This window comes from Calothrix sp. CCY 0018 (assembly GCF_963920925.1).
GTDB lineage: Bacteria > Cyanobacteriota > Cyanobacteriia > Cyanobacteriales > Nostocaceae > Rivularia.
This window is the reverse complement of record NZ_CAWUDI010000016.1, coordinates 77,427-94,913: the sequence shown is the minus strand read 5'-3', so window position 1 is coordinate 94,913 and position 17,487 is coordinate 77,427. Positions and strand designations below refer to the sequence as shown.

Genomic DNA, 17,487 nt, shown 5'->3' with positions numbered 1-17,487 from the left:
TTATGAATCTATAAAGCGGTGGAGAAATTAAAAACTATTTCAAACTTCCCAGACTACAAATCATTGATAATTGATAATTGTTCATTGATTTCATGTTAAGATAAGTTCCTAGCATTTACCTAAAATTGTGGCTCAAGTACTTAAATCCAATCGGTTGCAAAAACAGCGTAGGGATTCAGCGCATCCGTTGAAACGCTTGCTTGACTACGGACATGATTATCGCCAAAAAATTCGGCTCGCGGTAGTTTGTTCTATTCTCAATAGGCTATTCGACTTGGCACCTCCGGTATTAATTGGCTTCGCCGTTGATGTTGTTGTCAAACAGGAAGATTCTATCATTGCCAGTTGGGGAATCACTGATATTTTTTGGCAATTTTTAATAATTTCTTTGCTAACGGTTGTGATTTGGGTATTGGAGTCGGTTTTTGAGTATGCTTTAGAAACACTATGGCGTAATTTGGCGCAAACTATTCAGCACGATTTGCGCTTGAATGCCTATAAACATTTACAAAATCTAGAATTAGCCTACTTTGAAGAACGCAGTACCGGCGGTTTGATGTCGATCTTGAGCGATGATATCAACCAACTGGAGCGCTTTCTGGATGTGGGAGCTAACGATATATTGCAAACTGCCACAACTATTATAATTCTTGGTGGTGCATTCTTTATTTTAGCTCCTAACGTGGCATGGATGACCATGTTACCGATTCCGTTTATTCTTTGGGGAACGTTTGCTTATCAAGATTTACTCGAACCGCGTTACGCCGACGTTCGCGAAAAGCTAAGTTTTCTTAACTCGCGTTTGTCTAATAATTTAGGCGGTATTACTACTATTAAAAGTTTTACTGCTGAAGAATATGAAAGCAAACGTTTAGAATCGGAAAGTGAAGCTTATCGCCGCAGTAATGGTAAAGCCATTAAACTTTCTGCTGCTTTTGTACCCTTAATTAGAATGTTAATTTTAATTGGGTTTACGGCGCTGTTATTATTTGGCGGAATGTCGGCAGTTAACGGTAATATGTCTGTAGGAACTTACAGCGTATTAGTCTTTTTAACTCAAAGATTACTTTGGCCTTTGACTAGATTAGGACAAACTTTCGATTTATATCAAAGGGCGATGGCTTCCACAAATCGCGTCATGAATTTGCTGGATACTCCTATTACGATTAATCCCGGAAATGTAGACTTACCGATTGAAAAAGTACGCGGCGAAATCAAGTTTAATAACGTTACTTTTGCCTATCACGATAGACAGCCAGTAATCAAAAATCTATCTTTAGAAATACCCGCAGGACAAACTATTGCCATTGTAGGTTCCACGGGTTCGGGTAAAAGCACTTTAGTTAAATTATTGCTGCGATTTTACGAAATCACTTCCGGAACAATTACCGTTGATAACATCGATCTACAAGATATAAACCTGCAAGATTTACGCCGCTGCATCGGTTTGGTAAGCCAAGACGTATTTTTGTTTCACGGTACCGTAGCCGAAAATATCTCTTATGGCAGCTTCAACGCCAACGACAAAGAAATCATCACAGCCGCCAAAGTCGCCGAAGCCCACGAATTTATCAATATGCTACCCCAAGGCTACGAAACAATAGTCGGCGAGCGCGGACAAAAATTATCCGGTGGGCAAAGACAAAGGATAGCCATTGCCAGAGCAATATTAAAAAATCCGCCCATCCTCATATTAGACGAAGCCACCTCAGCCGTAGATAACGAAACAGAAGCGGCGATCGCCCGCTCTTTAGAACGAATTACCGTAGATAGAACAACCATTGCGATCGCTCACCGTCTTTCTACAATTCGCAATTCCGACCGCATATATGTAGTAGAATACGGCGAAATCGTAGAATCCGGTACTCATGAAGAATTACTCGAACACAACGGAATTTACGCAAGTTTGTGGCGAGTACAATCCGGGTTGAAGTCAGTAATCAGTTAGCAGTTAACAGTGAGCAGTTTGTAGGTTGGGTTAGACACCAAAAGCAAATTAGATTTGTAACGAAATTTTATATATTCGTGTCGTAACCCAACATTGCTACTAACTGATAATGGTTCCTTCCGGACATTATATAACTTGATAGAAACACTATTAGTAGTTATAACAGTGTTATTAGCTAACATTAATTCTACTGATGAAGAATAATTCTCATCCAAAACCTTTTGGAATCATACTAGCATTTTCACTTACTTTTGGTAGTACTGTTTTTGCTGGCTTTATCGCTTCTATATTAATTTCTAAATCTTATTGGGGATATTATTTCAATCCTCCTGAATTGCCGCAAAAAGTTGAAGAATTTGAGAAAATTCGTTCAATTACTCCCGTTTCTAGCATAAAAAGAAATGATGGGAGCAGAATTTTTAAAATAGATACCTCAAGCTCATGCATAAAAGATATACAGTCAGGAATTGAAAATGTTGAGAGCAGCTGCGGTACGGGAAAATGCAACACAGAAAATTGCGTTCGCGAAGCGCTGTTGCAAGCAGATAGCACTCGTATTCTTCTAACTCTGTCTGAAAAAGGAAAGTTACAAAAAAAGACTTCTTATATTTCTCTAGATAAACTAAATTCTTTATATAATGATTTAGAAAAAACCGAACTTTTATACGAAGGAAAGCCGGGATATAACGGTGAATTTACATCGGATTCAGCCAGCGGAGATTTAGTATCTAAAGGTGATGGAAAGCGACTTGAAGGAATAGTAGTTGAAGCAGAAGATAAAAATCAGCAACCATATTTATTTATAGCAGCTAACGGCGGACAAGTTAGTAACGACCATTATCCATATTACGAATTTTTGTTTGAGATTCCCAAAAACAAATCAACTCCCAAATTAATCGCGAATAATCGCTTCTTTTATGAAATTGCCGGAGTTGAAGGAATTTTGGAATGGCATTTTATTTGGATGTTTTTTATTGTCACTGGTTTTATTTTAAGTATTCCAATCACATTTTTACTGATTCGGATGAAAGCGCATCTCAAACCGAAACAACTGCTGTTACCAGCAAGCAGCGAGCAGTTGCCAGTTAACAGCGAGCAGTCATCAGTTATCAGTGAGCAGTGAGCAGTTATCAGTGAGCAGTTGGAATCAATTGGTTTTGAACTGACTTGTTCGCTATTTTCGATAAGCCTTATAAACCGCCTTGGAATAAATTCCCAGGCTTATATATAAAGTCTGATTGCGGCAGACTGGGTAAAATTTTTAGCTTGTATATGAATGCAGGCATTGATTCCGAGGCGGGAATATGGGCTTAACGATAATGATGCATCTCGGTGAACTTTAACGTACTTTATATATCACCTTTGAAATTGATTGATGCGGCGAGTGCAAGGGCAAAACACAAGCAAGATGAGAATTAAGATTTAACTATTTACTGGTAACTGGTAACTGGTAACTGCTAACTGCTCACTGCTCACTGTTAACTGTTAACTGCTAACTGTGAGATGATTATACAAAGATGAAGTTGTTCACGAAGTGAGTCGTTAGACTAAAACTCCGTGGATTTATCCCGGAGATGTTCACGGAGTGAGTCGTTAGACTAAAACGAGTGGAAAGGTTTTAACCTTTCATGATACAATAACACTAACAGGAACGGTAATTAACCTGTATAAAAACCCAAATGCCTAGCGGCAATCTGTACCTTGACAATTGAAGATTGGTGGGTTCTATTCCATAGTTCTAGTTTTTTACCAGGAATAGGTAAAATCTTCATGGAAACTAGACGACACAGAATTTTTAACAAAACAAATTTTGGAACAATCCAACGCCACTTGGACACCGGCTGTGCCCGGTGTCGAGTGGCTCAACTACCGAGGGGCACTCGGAAAGTTAAAGCTTGAGGAGAGAACCACCTCTGGTTTAGATACTGCAAGGGATCTAAACTAAGTGGACTCGTTGAACCAAGAATCTCCGTGGATTTATCCCGGAGAGTGTCAAAAGACTGCGTATTCTACAGATATAATCATGTTTGGTACCACTCAACCCGATACACCCCAACCGAAATGGCTGCATCAGCTGGACAAATTTGTGAAAGCGCATCATCTTGAATTAGCGGCGCTAAGTTGGGCACTTTGGCAGCAAAATGGTGATAGTCAGGGTACTATCGGTATTGATTTGCAACCAAAACCGCATTTTGTATATTGCCCTGAAGAGGCAATTGAAAAGTTTAACGATAATGTTGATAATAAGCTTCAGGAAATTTTGGGTTTAGTTAAGAATCATAAACCTGAAGTGGAAGTTTTGATGATAGGTATTGGTAAAGAGCAAATTAAGTTAGTTTATTTTGAACCAGAAACTCCGCCACCCGTTTGTTTTGAACAAGTTGATCGAGATGTGGATGAATTAATGGATCTTTTGGAAGAGCGAATGGGTGAAGAAATAGTTATTGATTGATAGTTGATAAATTTAAACGCTTTAAACGCCCTCACTCTCGAAGGGTAGACGTAGATGTTGATAAATTTTTAAGCTGCCAATCGTCGATTCAATCGTTGCAGCTTGATTCACATAGCGAGCATTGTTGAGATTATTATGATGTCAAAAATCCGGTTTCTTTTCGCTAAAACATGATTTTTTAGTTGTGCAACTAGCAAGAAACCGGGTTTATTATGATTTATCGAGAATTTTGCAATATTTCAGTTAAGAGCAATCTCGCTCTCGTTTTCTTTAATATTCTTCTCCAACCGAAAAGAATTAAAAAATTGATTAGCGTCTCCAGCTTTATAATTAGAGATATCTAAAATATACAATCTTTGTCCTACTAAAAATAACCGACTTTTAGCAACTGCTTTTTGATCGTCGTTTTTATATTCTACTTCTATGCCGGGATATTTACCCAAGGTAATATCTTGCTGGTTAATAAATTTGACATCAGCACCTAAGAATTCATTCAAAAACTTCTGATAAACTTCACCGACTGTTAAGTTACTTAAGTCATTATGATAATCAACGTAACCAACTATATACGAGCTTTTTTTAGTATCTGTATGATAAATATTTATAGAGTAATCTTCACTTTTAGAATTTAAGTTAGTTATAGATTTGCTGGGTACAAAAATTGAAAAATTCCCTTCATCTGAATAAAACTGTTTCCATCCAGAAGTCGCGACTACAGAATTATCAACATTTGCTTGAGTAAACAGCGAGACAAATTCTGCTGGTGTTGTAAATAATTGCGGGAGAGAAAATGCATTTGCTGCATTAACCTTTGGAGCATATGCCATTACTCCTAATCCAAGCATTACAACATTTAGTGATAACTTATTCATTTTTCCGTCTCCTGTGATACTGGGGAAATGCTTGGGTACAAATCCTAATACAGCTAAAATCAATCCAAATCACTATGATTATTTAAACTGGCAGAATAATTTATTTTTACAGATAGGCATAATGTCGAATGTTTATGAAAAATTTCCGGTAAATTACCGATTAAGGTTTACCGATTGTCAATTTAACATCACAAATACGGTTTTAGTTAAAAGAAAACTAAATTGGAGAATAAAATTATACAAATGTTTATATACTACTAATAGTGTTTTTTCGTTTTAGAAAGATTATAATCCAACCAAAGCTGAAATAACAATATCAAACATATTATAAAAAATAAAAAATAAATTAGAAAATCTCCAGAAGTCAATTGGTAGTTAGTATTAGTAGTATCTTGGCTACATTTATTCGATGTCGATATATGGCGATTGCTTCCAGCCATATTTATATTTTGCTCTGTAACCTAGTACAAGTCGGCGTAAATAAGGCAACCATTAAAAATGGCTGAAAAGCTTAGAAAATCAAACTTCTTACTTCTTACTTCTTACTTCTTACTTCCGCGAAGCGGTACTAGTTAGATACATAGTCAGGTATGCTACTCGCATTTACTTCTGGACTATATACCACTGCTGCTAATGAAAGGATTGCAGATGTCAATATAACAGACTTCATATGATTTACTCCTAAAATAATTAAGGGATAATAAAACTTATAAATTTATGATTTTATACACTTATCAAGATATAAATTTGTAAAAATATAAGAATTATTTCGATTGTTTGAATACAACAATCATCCCTATTTATTTATCGGATACAAGAGCAAATTTTACGAAATATGTACGAAAGACTAATCAATAAAACCTTCTTCTCTTGCTCGAATATGAGTTATAACTCGAAGGTTCTTTCCTTGATTTTTTAGTTCATCAATATTTATATCTAAGACTTCTTGTAATTTATACCAATAGTGACGTACCATTCGCTCGGAAACACAAATATGTGCAGCAATTGCTTTATCTTGCAAACCTTCTTCAAATGCTAAATTAAGCAACCTTAACCACTCTGGTTTCAATTCTATTCCAGAATTAATTGCTTTGATATCTTTAGTATGAGTCAATCCCTGCAAAGCCCAATTAACTCTATTTAATGTTTCCTGAGTAGAAAGACATTTATCCGCAACTACAAAACCCGATGGATGTTTGTCAATTTCCGACTTGATTCGCACTAAAGTATTAATATAAGTACTTTGTACTAGTATATTAATTTGAGGATAATTAGTTAATAATTTTTTCAGAAGCTGCATTCCATTATTAATCTGGATTGCTCCCCCAATATTTTGTGCAACACAAATATCGGTAATAACTAACTCTGGCTTAATTTTTGCAATTAGATATAAAGCTTTTTCTACAGTTGTAGCAGCATAGATTTTAGCATCAGGATAACAATAACGTAATATCTTTACTGTTCCACTCAAAAATATTTCATAGCTATCAACTAATAGAATTTTAGGCGATACTTTTTGTTGTAAATGTTGAATCATAACTAACTTTCCCGCCATAATATAGTTTGTCTGCTGAAGTTTTGTACTAGATAGGCATTTGAATACTTATCTAGATTTAATTAGTAGTAACAATTGAGAAAAACCCTGAGTCTAGAATTCCGCAACGTCGCTGAAGCACTCTTTTTTTTAGATTTTAAGGTACTTCATTAATCAACTGAACTCCTAAACTCCAACATATGTTGCCTAAATTATCCCCCGATACTATGTTACTTTTCTCATTCCTCGTTTAAGCTCTGCTTATTTTACAATATTACTCCGTATTTTTGCTGTATATAGCTATATATGAAACATTTTACATCAAAATTCAGTAAAGCTCCGAAAAACTCCTTAACCATAAATACTCAAAAACGCGGGTAAAAGTTTGAACTTTCCCCCGCGTGGTAATTTATGCTTTATTCTTTTTGATCGAACAAGCTAACAAATGCTTAAATACTTAAAAACGATAGCCAAGCCCAACAGCGAAACCTGGATCGACATCATCATCTAAAGGAACGATTAAATCTCCGAAAACTACTACATTTGTAGCAAGTTCTGTTTCTGCGCCACCTCTAAGAAACGCAGTAGAATCACCTTCACCGAAAGCTAAACCACCACCAGCGTAAGCATTTGCCTTTTCACTGATAGGTAAATCGTAGGTAACTGATGGCGCGAATTGAGTAAAAGTCTCACCAGAAAAATCTGCTACATTCACACTACCTCGCACGGAGATAGGTAACTGACGAACATCATATCGTCCGTAAACTTCAAAGTTAGTTTGTCCACTTCCAGTTTGGAAACTACCACCAACGTAACTTCCTTCCAAACCTTTTTTAGTTTGAGCGCTTGCAGACAATGTAGATACGAAAGCCAAACCACAAGCAATTGCCGACACAGCAGAAACTTTTGCAGCAGACTTGAGAAACTGTTTCATATTATTGCCTAAGTATAATTTTTAGCTACAACCAGAATTTATTCGGATTTCAAAAGACAGCTTTTTTACTTTGAGTGTTTAGAATATTAACTCAGTAATTTTTCTGGTGTCGGTATGGAAAATAACTTATAGCCAAATTCCTTATGGCTATATAGCATTCAATTAGTTGTGTACTTAATTGCAGAATAGTCAAGCAATTACGCATCTTTAGTTGAAAGCTATTAATTCAAACAATAGGTTTTTGAGAAGAATTACCATAAGTTAATTCTTATCTAAGTAGTCTGCTCATTTGCATCCTAACCTAAAAAAATATCATGCCAATGTATTACATAGAACCTTCACTGTTTCTTTAAACACCGATTTACAATGTATTATATAGAACCTTCACTATTTCTTTAAACTCCGAATTACTCCGATTTACGTGTAAACTCTAAATAAAAAGGTAGAATATATTAAGCCAAAACAATTTTTTGCAAAATGTTCCCAACCGATTTTTTGACTGAAATGGCGCATAATCAAGAACTTTCTCGCGATCAAGAGGAAGTTTTTTTACTGCGAATGGGGAAAGGTAAGAGCTACGAAGAAATAGCCTCGGAATTGGGTACTTCTGCTGATGCTTGCCTCAAAAGGATGGGCCAAGTTTATAAGAAGTTCAATGTTAGCGGTAGTAGCAGAGGTAAAGAAAATCGACTCAGGATTTACTTAAGCAACGAATGGGAACAACGCAAAGTCAAGCTGTCACCGGAAAACAACTCCGAACAGTTGTCAGTAAATAATCAGCAAATAGAAATTACTGATTCTACTTCAGTAGAGAGCCGAAAACGTTCAATCGTGCAAAACTTACCCGCACGGGAATATAGTACTTTTATTGGACGCGATCGCGAAGTAGCCCGATTGATGGAACTCTTGGATTACAGGCATTCCGCTCATTTAATTAGCGTTGACGGAATTGGTGGGGTAGGTAAAACTACAATAGTAGTTGAAGTTGCCTACCGCTGTTTTATTTCTAATTCGCCTGCTTTTGAAGCCATAATCTTTACATCTGCCAAGCAAAATCATCTTACCTCGATTGGACTTTTACCGAGATTGATTTATCAGCGTACTTTACGCGATATATGCCGAGAAATCGCTCGGATTTTTGAGTTTTCCGAAATAAATAATTTACCTTTGCAAGAGCAAATTGCAGTTATTCGTCATAAACTTTCACAAATTAAAACTTTATTGATTGTTGATAACTTAGAAACCATTGAAGACAAACAAGAAGTTCTTTCCTTTCTTTACGACTTGCCACCAACGGTTAAAGTAATTCTTACTACCCGCGAACAAACATTATTCGTACCGATACGTCTTAATAGTTTGCCCAAAGAACATAGTTTACGGCTGATTCAACACGAAGCCAAAGAGAAAAACGTTAATTTAACCAATGCAGAATCGCAGCAAATTTACGAAGCAGTAAGCGGAGTACCGGCAGCAATGATTTATGCTATCGGACAGATGGCTGCTGGTTATTTACTCGAAGACGTACTGATATTAATTAAAAATCCTCAAGGTGATATTGCTCGTTTTTGCTTTACTACTTCAATAAATCCTTTGAGAGACTCGCCACCTTATTATTTATTAATAGCTCTAACTCTTTTCATCGGTTCAGTTACTAGGGAAACCATTACCAGCGTAGCTTTCGATAAACCAGATCCAATTGTCATATCTCAAGGATTAGTAAAGTTGCAACAACTTTCCTTGATTTATCGACAACAGGAACGTTATTGTTTAGCAGCCTTGACTCGCGAATATGCTTGGGCAGAATTATATACAAATCCACAATTCGCGCAGGAATTACGCCAGCGTTGGGTAAATTGGTATCTTAAATTTTCCGAATCATTTGAAGATAAAGATTGGAACGAATGGCATTTAAGCTATGAAAATTTAGAAGTTGAATGGGAAAATCTGCAAGCAGTATTAGAATGGTGTATTTCTGAAAATAGATATTCTGACGTAAAAACTTTGTGGTCGCGGATAAAAGGTTACGTTCATATCCGTGGATATTGGGATGAGCGTTTAGAATGGAATGCCTGGTTGATTGAAGCTGCAAAGCGAGCAGGGGATTGGGTTACAGCATTAGATTCGATGTGCGATCGCGCTTGGATTTTGGTCAGAATGCGGCAGGTAAAACAGTTGCAAGAAGCACAAATATTATTGCAAGAAGCATGGGAATTACGGCAGCATCACACTTTAAATTTTCAGTTAGAGTTGGCTGCAAACATGGTAATTTTGCACGTTCATCTTTCACAGTTGCAGCAAGCACAAGAATGGTTGACGCTAAAACAACAGCTTTTGGAACAAGCTAACCTCGATTCATCTGAATATCAGGAACAGCAAGTTCAGAATTTATATTATCAAGGACAGATATTTTATCGGGAAGGGGATTTAAGCCAAGCACAATTAACTTTTGAGCAAGCTTTAATCGAAGCACAAAAAATAGAATGGCAAAAAGCAACCGCAGCAATTAATAATTGGTTGGCAGATATTGCGCTGTTAAACGGTGATTTTCCCACTTGCCGAAAACTATTAGAATTTAGCTTGCCAATGGCACAAAGGCACAAAGATAAACGGGTAATTGCTTTTCATAAAGCAACATTCGCTAAACTTGAAAAAGCTTGTGGAAATGGTTTTCTTGCCCACCGTTTAGCAAAAGAAGCAGCGGAAAGCTTCGATAGTTTAAAAATGAGTGCAGAAGCCCAAGAAATGTATGATTTACTGGCGAATTAAAACAATTATCAGTTATCAGTTATCATTGGTTCATTGATAATTGATAATTGTCTATAAGCATTAGGAACAATCGGTAAATCGGCACAAGCAGCAGTCTGAATAGATGTATATTCCAAAACTCCGGCTCCGAATATATTTTCAAACAAAGCTGTGGTTTTGTTAGAAGCTTCTCCGTAAAATTGACGCATTTCTTCAGTTTCATTGACAGCGGAAAGATGATTTAAAGTGTAACCAAATAAGTAATTAGTGTCATGAATATATTGATGTAAATTTACCTGAATATGAGCGTGCCAAACTGCATCAATTTCTGAGGTAGGAACCAATGGCGTAGCAGGATAAACCGATTTGAGATATAAGAATAATTTGTAGCGATTAATTGCCACTTGCGTTTTTTCAAGAGTCCATCCTTTAGAAGACATAAGTTTATATGCAACCGTTTCTAGACTTAATTTATTCAACTTATCCCAAAATGCGACAATCTTCATTTTCCTAATTATTTATAAACTATATATGGCAGAAGGATTTATTTTCAAAAGTCATCCTCTTTTTATATATCAAGATATTCCAAGTGTTTTTACGAAAAATATAGTAGTTATTTTTACTTTTGTTGGAAAAAAATTAAATTCGGTTTTTAATATCATTTCAAAATAAATTGATTTCAGTAATTTGCATCAAAGCATAGTTAAAAATCTGAATACTTTTTGTACAAAAATTAAATCTTGTTAAAAAAAAGGGTAAATCTGTGGTTAGGGCTAAAAATTAGTCTTTTAGTAAACGGGATTTTTTCATAAAGCGGGCAGTGGCAGACTGATTAAGTAGTATACGGAATGCTTAAAAATCTGTTTTATCGCATCCCGAGAGCGTTAAAGCAATGAATATGTCATTTTTAACCACAATTTGCAGAAACTGTTGAAACAGTTGCAACCGCTGCAATTGTGCGTCAAAACGTTGATAGTGGAACCGCAAAAGCTGCGAAAAAATTTGTTAATTTCCTAACTCAACCAGAACAACAAAAAGTCTTTGTAAAATACGGTTTTCGACCTACAAATAATAATATTAACTTAAAATCTGTTCCTAACAGCCCTTGGAGTCAAAACATTCCCGGCTCACAAATTAATCCATCAGCGAAAACATTACCTGCACCAAATCAGAAAAGTATTGGAGAAATTCAAAGATTGTGGCAAAGAGTTAATTAAAATTAGTTAGAAACCTCACCCCCTTCCCCTCTACTTCCACCAGGAGAGGGGTGAAACGAGAGCGGTTTCTAACGCACTATTATCATACTGAACTTACTCCCTTCCCCTCTCCTTGATAAGGAGAGGGGTGCCCGTTAGGGCGGGGTGAGGTTCAAGAAGTAATATAAGTAGTCGTGCAAAATTAATTTTACATTCTGAAAACTTCAAGGAAGTGCGATTGCTTCGTTCCTCGCAATGACAATACACAATTAATTTTGCGTAGGTACTTATTACGCCTCTACATATGAGGGAACTCTCGATCGCAACAATTTCACAAAGGTATCGCTGACTGTATGGTCGTTGGTATCGGCAGCATATTGAATTAAACTTTCTCTTAATTGGAATGCTGCATCTGATTTGAGTAAGTTTGCTAATAAAAAATAAACTCCGCGAAAACGCGGGTCGCCGATGTGTTTTTCTAACCTTCCTTGGATTTCGTCGCTATCGCCAATAAAGTTTTGTACGAGGAAGAAATCCATAATTTTATCGTGACGAAAATACCATTCCTTCATTGATTCGCCGTTTTTACTTTTCCACTGACGGCTGATAACCATCTTATATTTTTCGTCTTCTAAACTAAGTAATTCTTGGTGATATTCTTCCGCATCCAAGGTTGTACCGTCATTGAGTCGCATATCGTATACCGATGACGAGAATTTTTTCAACGGAAATGAATGTCCCCATTCTTGTTTATATTCAGCAGCCATCAAATTATATTGCTGTTCCTGCAAGCGGAATAAATCTGGTTGTTTAGCTTGCGATAGCATTTGAGCTATCAAAGTTAAATCCATTGGGTTGGAAACTACCCGTTTTGTAGCAGTTAATTCTTCCGGTGTTTTGTGTTTATTATCAAAAGCTTGTTTGAGATATTTTTGACAAGCTTGTTCGTATTGTGCACCTTTTAGCGGAACATCTTCACCGTTTTGTAGTTGACGAGAAATTAAAAATTCTTCAACTTGTTGTTGCTCTAATGGTTTTAAATAAATTATCTTCGCTGTAGTCGGGGGTTCCCATTCCAATGGTTGAGTAGTCATAACGATGTTACCCCGGAAATAACTTTCCACAAACTGTTTAATTTGCGATCGCGTATCTGCTGTGATTTCATTTAATCCGTCGATACAAATATCAATCGCACCGCAATAAATCAAATTTTTCAGAAATCGCTCATCTTGTGCTTGTCCGTGTAATTTTGCTTGAATGGCTGCAATTACACCATTTTCGCATTTACTAGCGGGTAAATATACTACCGTTGTTTGAGAGGTTTTTGCTAGATGTCGGAGAAACATGGATTTTCCTAAGCCGGAATCCCCGATTAACACAGTTTGTCCTTTGATATTTGGTAATGCTGCGGTGATTGTTAGGGTTTGTTTGGAATTGGGATTATTGACAACCCTTGATGATGAAAAGTAGGATTTTTCCTCAAAATTATCTAATTTCGCATCTGCGAGTAAAGAAGGTTGGAATGGTTGAAATAGTTTGCGACGGAGGAAGGGAACCCAGGTGAGGAGAAAGCCGACGTAACCCATCCCGAAAATTTTTCTTACCCAAGGATTCCAGAAGAATATGGCTTGGATTTGGGGAGATTTGGGGTAAGCGAAGATGAGTAAAAGCCAAAAAGCAGCGTGAATTAAAATGATATTTCTGAAATTGAAAAACCACCTCCAACCTTTGAGTTGAATGATTACCGACTCAATGGAATCGGCTTCGTTGTATCCAGCTTGTTTGAGATTATTGTAATGGGTTTGCAGTAAAACGATGTCTTGGGGTTGCCAATCAACGAGTTTGGTAACTTGAACGATTCTATAAGCTAAGTCTTTGCGTAATCTTAAGTCTTGGCTTGGTTGCCAGATTTTAGCAAAGAGTTGTAAGGTTTTTTTGGCTTCCTTGTAGGTGAGTTTGGTGGGGATTTTTTTGTTTTCGTAATGTCCTAACCATTTTAGTAGAATTTTGACTTCTTCAGTTCCACCAGCGAGGAAATAGGTTTGGAAGCGCCATTTATTTAAAATTTGTTCTCCTGGGTAGTAGAAGTTGTTTAACACCAACAGAACTTGATTTAAATTTAGCCGATCAATTTTTGCTAATGTGCTAACTACACTACGGCGAATAGTTGAGTCAACCTTTTCATCTTTGACGATAGCGAGAATATCTTGAACGTAGGGCTTAGCAGTATCCCCTAAATTCCCTAATGCATAGGCTGCACTACTGCGAACATCTGAATTAATGTTTTCATCTTTGAGGAAAGCAACAATATCTGTAACATAGGTTTTGGCAGAATCCCCTAAATTCCCTAATGCATAGGCTGCGCTATCGCGAACATATGAGTTAACCTTTTCATCTTTGACGATAGCAGCAATATCTTTAACGTAGGGTTTAGCAGCATCCCCTAAATTCCCTAATGCATAGGCTGCACCACCGCGAAGATTTGAGTCAACTTTTTCATCTTTGACCATAGCAGCAATATCTTGGACATAAGGTTTAGCAGCATCCCCTAAATTTCTTAATGCATAAGCTGCACCACTGCGTTCATCTGGGTGAACTTTGTCATCTTTAAAGAAGGCGAGAATATCTTGAACGTAGGGCTTACCAGCATCCCCTAAATTCCCTAACACTACTGCTGCATTCTCGCGAAGTCTTGAATTATTTTTTTCATTCTTAAGTAAAGCTGCAATATCTTTAACATGAGGTTGTACTAGATGACCTAAATTTCCTAAAGCTTCTACTGCACTACGGTATTCAAATAGATCAACCTTTTCATCTTTGAAGAAAGCGAGAATATCTTCAGCGTAGGGCTTAGCAGCATCCCCTAAATTTCCTAATGCTTCTACTGCACTACTGCGAACATTTGAGTCAACTTTTTCATCTTTGACGATAGCAGCAATATCTTCAACGTAGGGTTTAGCAGCATCCCCTAAATTTCCTAATGCTTCTACTGCACTACTGCGAAAATATGGATGAATGTTTTCATTTTTGATAATAGCAAGAATATCTTGAATGTAAGGTTTAGCAGCATCCCCTAAATTCCCTAATACTCTTACTGCATTAGCGCGAACAGTTAAATGAACCTTTTCATCTCTGACGATAGCAGCAATATTTTCAACGTAGGCTTTAGGAGCATCCCCTAAATTTACTAATGCTTTAACTGCATTTGATTTAATGTTTTCATTGTTCAATAGATTAATGGCTTTATTAGCTATCCTCTCAGCTTGTCGCTGATTTATATTTTTGAGTTTGTATTCTTCTTCTCCTAACTTTCCAAAAGCAAATTTTATAACTTCTGGATAAGCATCGTCTAAGGCAGCGACAATTCCGTTAATATGCCAGTCTTTTGGCTCCGGCTTGGGTTTTTCCTTAGCATTTACCCAAGGTAAAGACAGTTGAAGAACAAATAAAAATGTAAAAGTAAAAACTAGAAAAAACGAAAGCTTTCTTCTAACGCTACTAGATTTAAACATTGTTGGGAATAGAGGAAACTTGAGATTGAAAATATTGCGGACAATCATCTCTTTAATACAAGGAAGTTAGATAATTTCAGGTTGGATTTGCTAGTAAAAGGCTATACATTTATATAAAAATATGAATTTTGTATAGTGCAACACTTTACACAAGCTTGCCCGTGATTTACTTCAGTATTAATTCCGTTAATTCCAGAAAGTAAGGCACAATACGGAAAATACTAATTAATTATGGTGCGTTAATTTATATGTGAACCTGGAAATTTATTCCTAAGCGTTATTACGGGCAATACTAATAATGGTGCGTCACGGCAATATTTAATTCTCAACCTCTCCCCCAAAGTTATTTAAGCCGTGACAGCACCCTACAAAAGATTTTTATAATACATCAAAAACCTCACCCTGTCCTAACGGACATCCCTCTCCTTAGTAAGGAGAGGGTGCATAGGGTGAGGTCACATTTAAACCACCACGGGAGTTTTAGCAATTTTTTTAACAGGCTTTGCAACCATCTTCATTCCTGCTGGTGTCGCCACAGTTAAACCGCGACGCGCTGGCTTTACCGCACGTTTATCAATTCTTGATACTTCATATCGCGATAAAATTGTTGCTAATACCAGCTTCATTTCATACATTGCAAACGCTAAACCAATACAGCGACGATTTCCACCACCAAAAGGGAAAAACTCGTAAGGGCTAAACTGTCTTTCTAAAAATCTTTCTGGTTTAAACTGCTTTGATTGCGGATAAACTTCTTCTCGGTGGTGCGCTAAATAAATACTGGGAATTATCCAAGTACCTTTCGGTAAGTTATAGCCACCAATTTCAATCGGATTTACTGCAATTCGAGGAAAAGCACTGGGAACAATCGGATAGATACGCAAAGTTTCTTGACAAACTGCTGTTAAATAAGGCAGCTTAGCAACTAAACCGGGTTCTGGATTATCGCCTAAATCATTTAATTCATTAAGTAATTTTTCGCGTACTTCCGGTAAAGAATCGACCCAGTAAAAAGCCCATGTCAAAGCAGAAGCAGTTGTTTCATGTCCCGCAAATAACAACGTCATTAATTCATCGCGCAATTCTTCATTAGACATTTCTCCACCATCTTCATAGCGTGCAGACATCATTAAACTCAAGATATCTTGACGATTTTGGTTTGATTCAGCGCGACGTTGCTCAATCAAATCGTAAATCAAATCATCAATCTGCTTCCGTAAGTGTAAAACTTTACCCCAGGGACTCCAACTACCCCAATCCTTTTGTAAAAACCTAAAAAACAAACTCGCAGACAATAAAGGGGAACTTACAAAATCGAGTAGCGAAGAAATTTTGAAACGAAGCTCATCCAAACGCTTTCCTTCATCCAAACCAAAAACCGCGCTTAAAATTACGCTCAAAGTAACTTCCTGCATCGACTCGCGGATATTGAAAGGCTTACCCGTCTGCCATTCATCACTTACCTGCTGGGCAATTTCACAAATAGTCATACCATAAGCCCGCATTCTATCGCCATGAAAAGGAGGAGCCAACAACTTACGCTGACGCGAATGGCGATCGCCATCTAGTAAAATCAAAGAATTATCCCCAACCAGAAACTTGATAATCCGGTTTCCCCTACCAGCTTCGAGTGAGTTAGCATCGGCAGTAAAAATCTGTTCCATCGCTTCGGGATGGCTAAAGTAAACCGTATTAGTACCATCTTTCTGAGAAAGACTAAAGCTCACGCCATAAGTTTGAGCAAAATCCTCCAGATACTTCAAAGGTTGAAATATAAACTTGATCCGTCGTAGAAGTATGGGCATTTCCGGGCTTGGAGGCAGATTGTAACTCGATGTCATGATTATTTGGGATTTTCAGATACATCCTTATATTGTGGCGAAAAAATTCGCAATCAATTATCAATTAGTAGCGATAATTGCCCGCGATAACGCCCGCAGCCTGGGGCTACAGAAACAAAGCCCACCTGCGTGGGCTAATAACATACATATAACTTATTTGGAAAAAGTCAAAAAAAAGCCCCCCTTGAAAAGGGAGGTTGGGGGGATCTTAACCGTTGAAATACTTAATGTATCGTTCCGGTTGCTTAATTTACAGCGCATTACATACTTGTCAACAAAAGTCAATACTATTTTCAGCAATCATACTATTTAAAAAAGATATAAAATAATCATCACTTTTGCGTAAAATCTCTTAGGAATAGAGCGATAAATCGCGGGCTGTAGAATCTTTATACCTATCAAAACAAAGCTTAAGAGCGGGAAATTATATTCTCCGTCGGGCTAGGTTAAAAC

At 37.0% G+C, this 17,487-nt stretch carries 11 protein-coding genes; 5 read left to right on the top strand and 6 right to left on the bottom strand.

Annotation, left to right across the window (positions count from 1 at the left end; translation table 11 throughout):
* Window positions 1–127: 127 nt before the first annotated feature.
* The 3 genes from ACM03V_RS13805 to ACM03V_RS13795 all read left to right on the top strand — a co-directional run bounded on the left by ACM03V_RS13805 (window position 128) and on the right by ACM03V_RS13795 (window position 4,400).
* Window positions 128–1,948, top strand: a complete 1,821-nt coding sequence (locus ACM03V_RS13805) for an ABC transporter ATP-binding protein (protein WP_414621361.1) — start codon at window positions 128–130, stop codon at window positions 1,946–1,948.
* A gap of 193 nt (window positions 1,949–2,141) precedes the next feature.
* Window positions 2,142–3,071 carry a hypothetical protein gene (locus tag ACM03V_RS13800; protein ID WP_414621360.1) on the top strand — a complete coding sequence of 310 codons (930 nt, stop codon included), beginning with the start codon at window positions 2,142–2,144 and terminating at the stop codon, window positions 3,069–3,071.
* An 897-nt stretch (window positions 3,072–3,968) separates the two neighbouring features.
* Window positions 3,969–4,400, top strand: a complete 432-nt coding sequence (locus ACM03V_RS13795) for a hypothetical protein (protein WP_414621412.1) — start codon at window positions 3,969–3,971, stop codon at window positions 4,398–4,400.
* A 239-nt stretch (window positions 4,401–4,639) separates the two neighbouring features.
* Here ACM03V_RS13795 and ACM03V_RS13790 read toward each other — a convergent pair whose 3' ends face one another.
* The 3 genes from ACM03V_RS13790 to ACM03V_RS13780 form a co-directional block, all read right to left on the bottom strand.
* Entirely contained in the window at window positions 4,640–5,272 is a 633-nt protein-coding gene (locus tag ACM03V_RS13790; protein WP_414621359.1) for a hypothetical protein, read from the bottom strand.
* A gap of 847 nt (window positions 5,273–6,119) precedes the next feature.
* Window positions 6,120–6,809, bottom strand: coding sequence for a DNA-binding response regulator (locus ACM03V_RS13785; protein ID WP_414621358.1), 690 nt, complete (start codon window positions 6,807–6,809; stop codon window positions 6,120–6,122).
* A 454-nt stretch (window positions 6,810–7,263) separates the two neighbouring features.
* Window positions 7,264–7,740 (bottom strand): hypothetical protein, encoded by a 477-nt coding sequence (locus ACM03V_RS13780; protein ID WP_414621357.1) that lies wholly within the window; start codon window positions 7,738–7,740, stop codon window positions 7,264–7,266.
* A 477-nt stretch (window positions 7,741–8,217) separates the two neighbouring features.
* Between ACM03V_RS13780 and ACM03V_RS13775 the strand changes: the two genes are divergently transcribed.
* The gene (locus tag ACM03V_RS13775) at window positions 8,218–10,506 is read left to right on the top strand and encodes an NB-ARC domain-containing protein (protein ID WP_414621356.1); all 2,289 of its coding nucleotides are present in this window, start codon (window positions 8,218–8,220) and stop codon (window positions 10,504–10,506) included.
* A gap of 8 nt (window positions 10,507–10,514) precedes the next feature.
* Here ACM03V_RS13775 and ACM03V_RS13770 read toward each other — a convergent pair whose 3' ends face one another.
* A complete protein-coding gene (locus ACM03V_RS13770; RefSeq protein ID WP_414621355.1) occupies window positions 10,515–10,991 on the bottom strand; it encodes a glycine-rich domain-containing protein in 477 nt (158 codons plus the stop codon).
* Between the two features lie 450 nt (window positions 10,992–11,441).
* On the opposite strand from ACM03V_RS13770, the gene ACM03V_RS13765 reads away from it, so the two are divergent.
* On the top strand, window positions 11,442–11,702 hold the full coding sequence (locus tag ACM03V_RS13765; protein ID WP_414621354.1) for a substrate-binding domain-containing protein: 261 nt from the start codon (window positions 11,442–11,444) through the stop codon (window positions 11,700–11,702).
* Between the two features lie 269 nt (window positions 11,703–11,971).
* Here the strand turns inward: ACM03V_RS13765 and ACM03V_RS13760 are convergent, their stop codons facing one another.
* Window positions 11,972–15,193, bottom strand: coding sequence for a HEAT repeat domain-containing protein (locus tag ACM03V_RS13760; RefSeq protein ID WP_414621353.1), 3,222 nt, complete (start codon window positions 15,191–15,193; stop codon window positions 11,972–11,974).
* 461 nt (window positions 15,194–15,654) lie between these two features.
* Window positions 15,655–17,034: a cytochrome P450 gene (locus tag ACM03V_RS13755; RefSeq protein ID WP_414621352.1), complete on the bottom strand. Its 1,380-nt coding sequence runs from the start codon at window positions 17,032–17,034 to the stop codon at window positions 15,655–15,657.
* Window positions 17,035–17,487 lie beyond the last annotated feature (453 nt).

Excerpts from the sequence above, each read along its gene's own strand:
- ACM03V_RS13800 (WP_414621360.1), top strand. The coding sequence starts at position 2,142 with ATGAAGAATAATTCTCATCCAAAACCTTTTGGAATCATACTAGCATTT.
- ACM03V_RS13790 (WP_414621359.1), bottom strand. The coding sequence starts at position 5,272 with ATGAATAAGTTATCACTAAATGTTGTAATGCTTGGATTAGGAGTAATG.
- ACM03V_RS13785 (WP_414621358.1), bottom strand. The coding sequence starts at position 6,809 with ATGATTCAACATTTACAACAAAAAGTATCGCCTAAAATTCTATTAGTT.
- ACM03V_RS13780 (WP_414621357.1), bottom strand. The coding sequence starts at position 7,740 with ATGAAACAGTTTCTCAAGTCTGCTGCAAAAGTTTCTGCTGTGTCGGCA.
- ACM03V_RS13775 (WP_414621356.1), top strand. The coding sequence starts at position 8,218 with ATGTTCCCAACCGATTTTTTGACTGAAATGGCGCATAATCAAGAACTT.
- ACM03V_RS13770 (WP_414621355.1), bottom strand. The coding sequence starts at position 10,991 with ATGAAGATTGTCGCATTTTGGGATAAGTTGAATAAATTAAGTCTAGAA.
- ACM03V_RS13760 (WP_414621353.1), bottom strand. The coding sequence starts at position 15,193 with ATGTTTAAATCTAGTAGCGTTAGAAGAAAGCTTTCGTTTTTTCTAGTT.
- ACM03V_RS13755 (WP_414621352.1), bottom strand. The coding sequence starts at position 17,034 with ATGACATCGAGTTACAATCTGCCTCCAAGCCCGGAAATGCCCATACTT.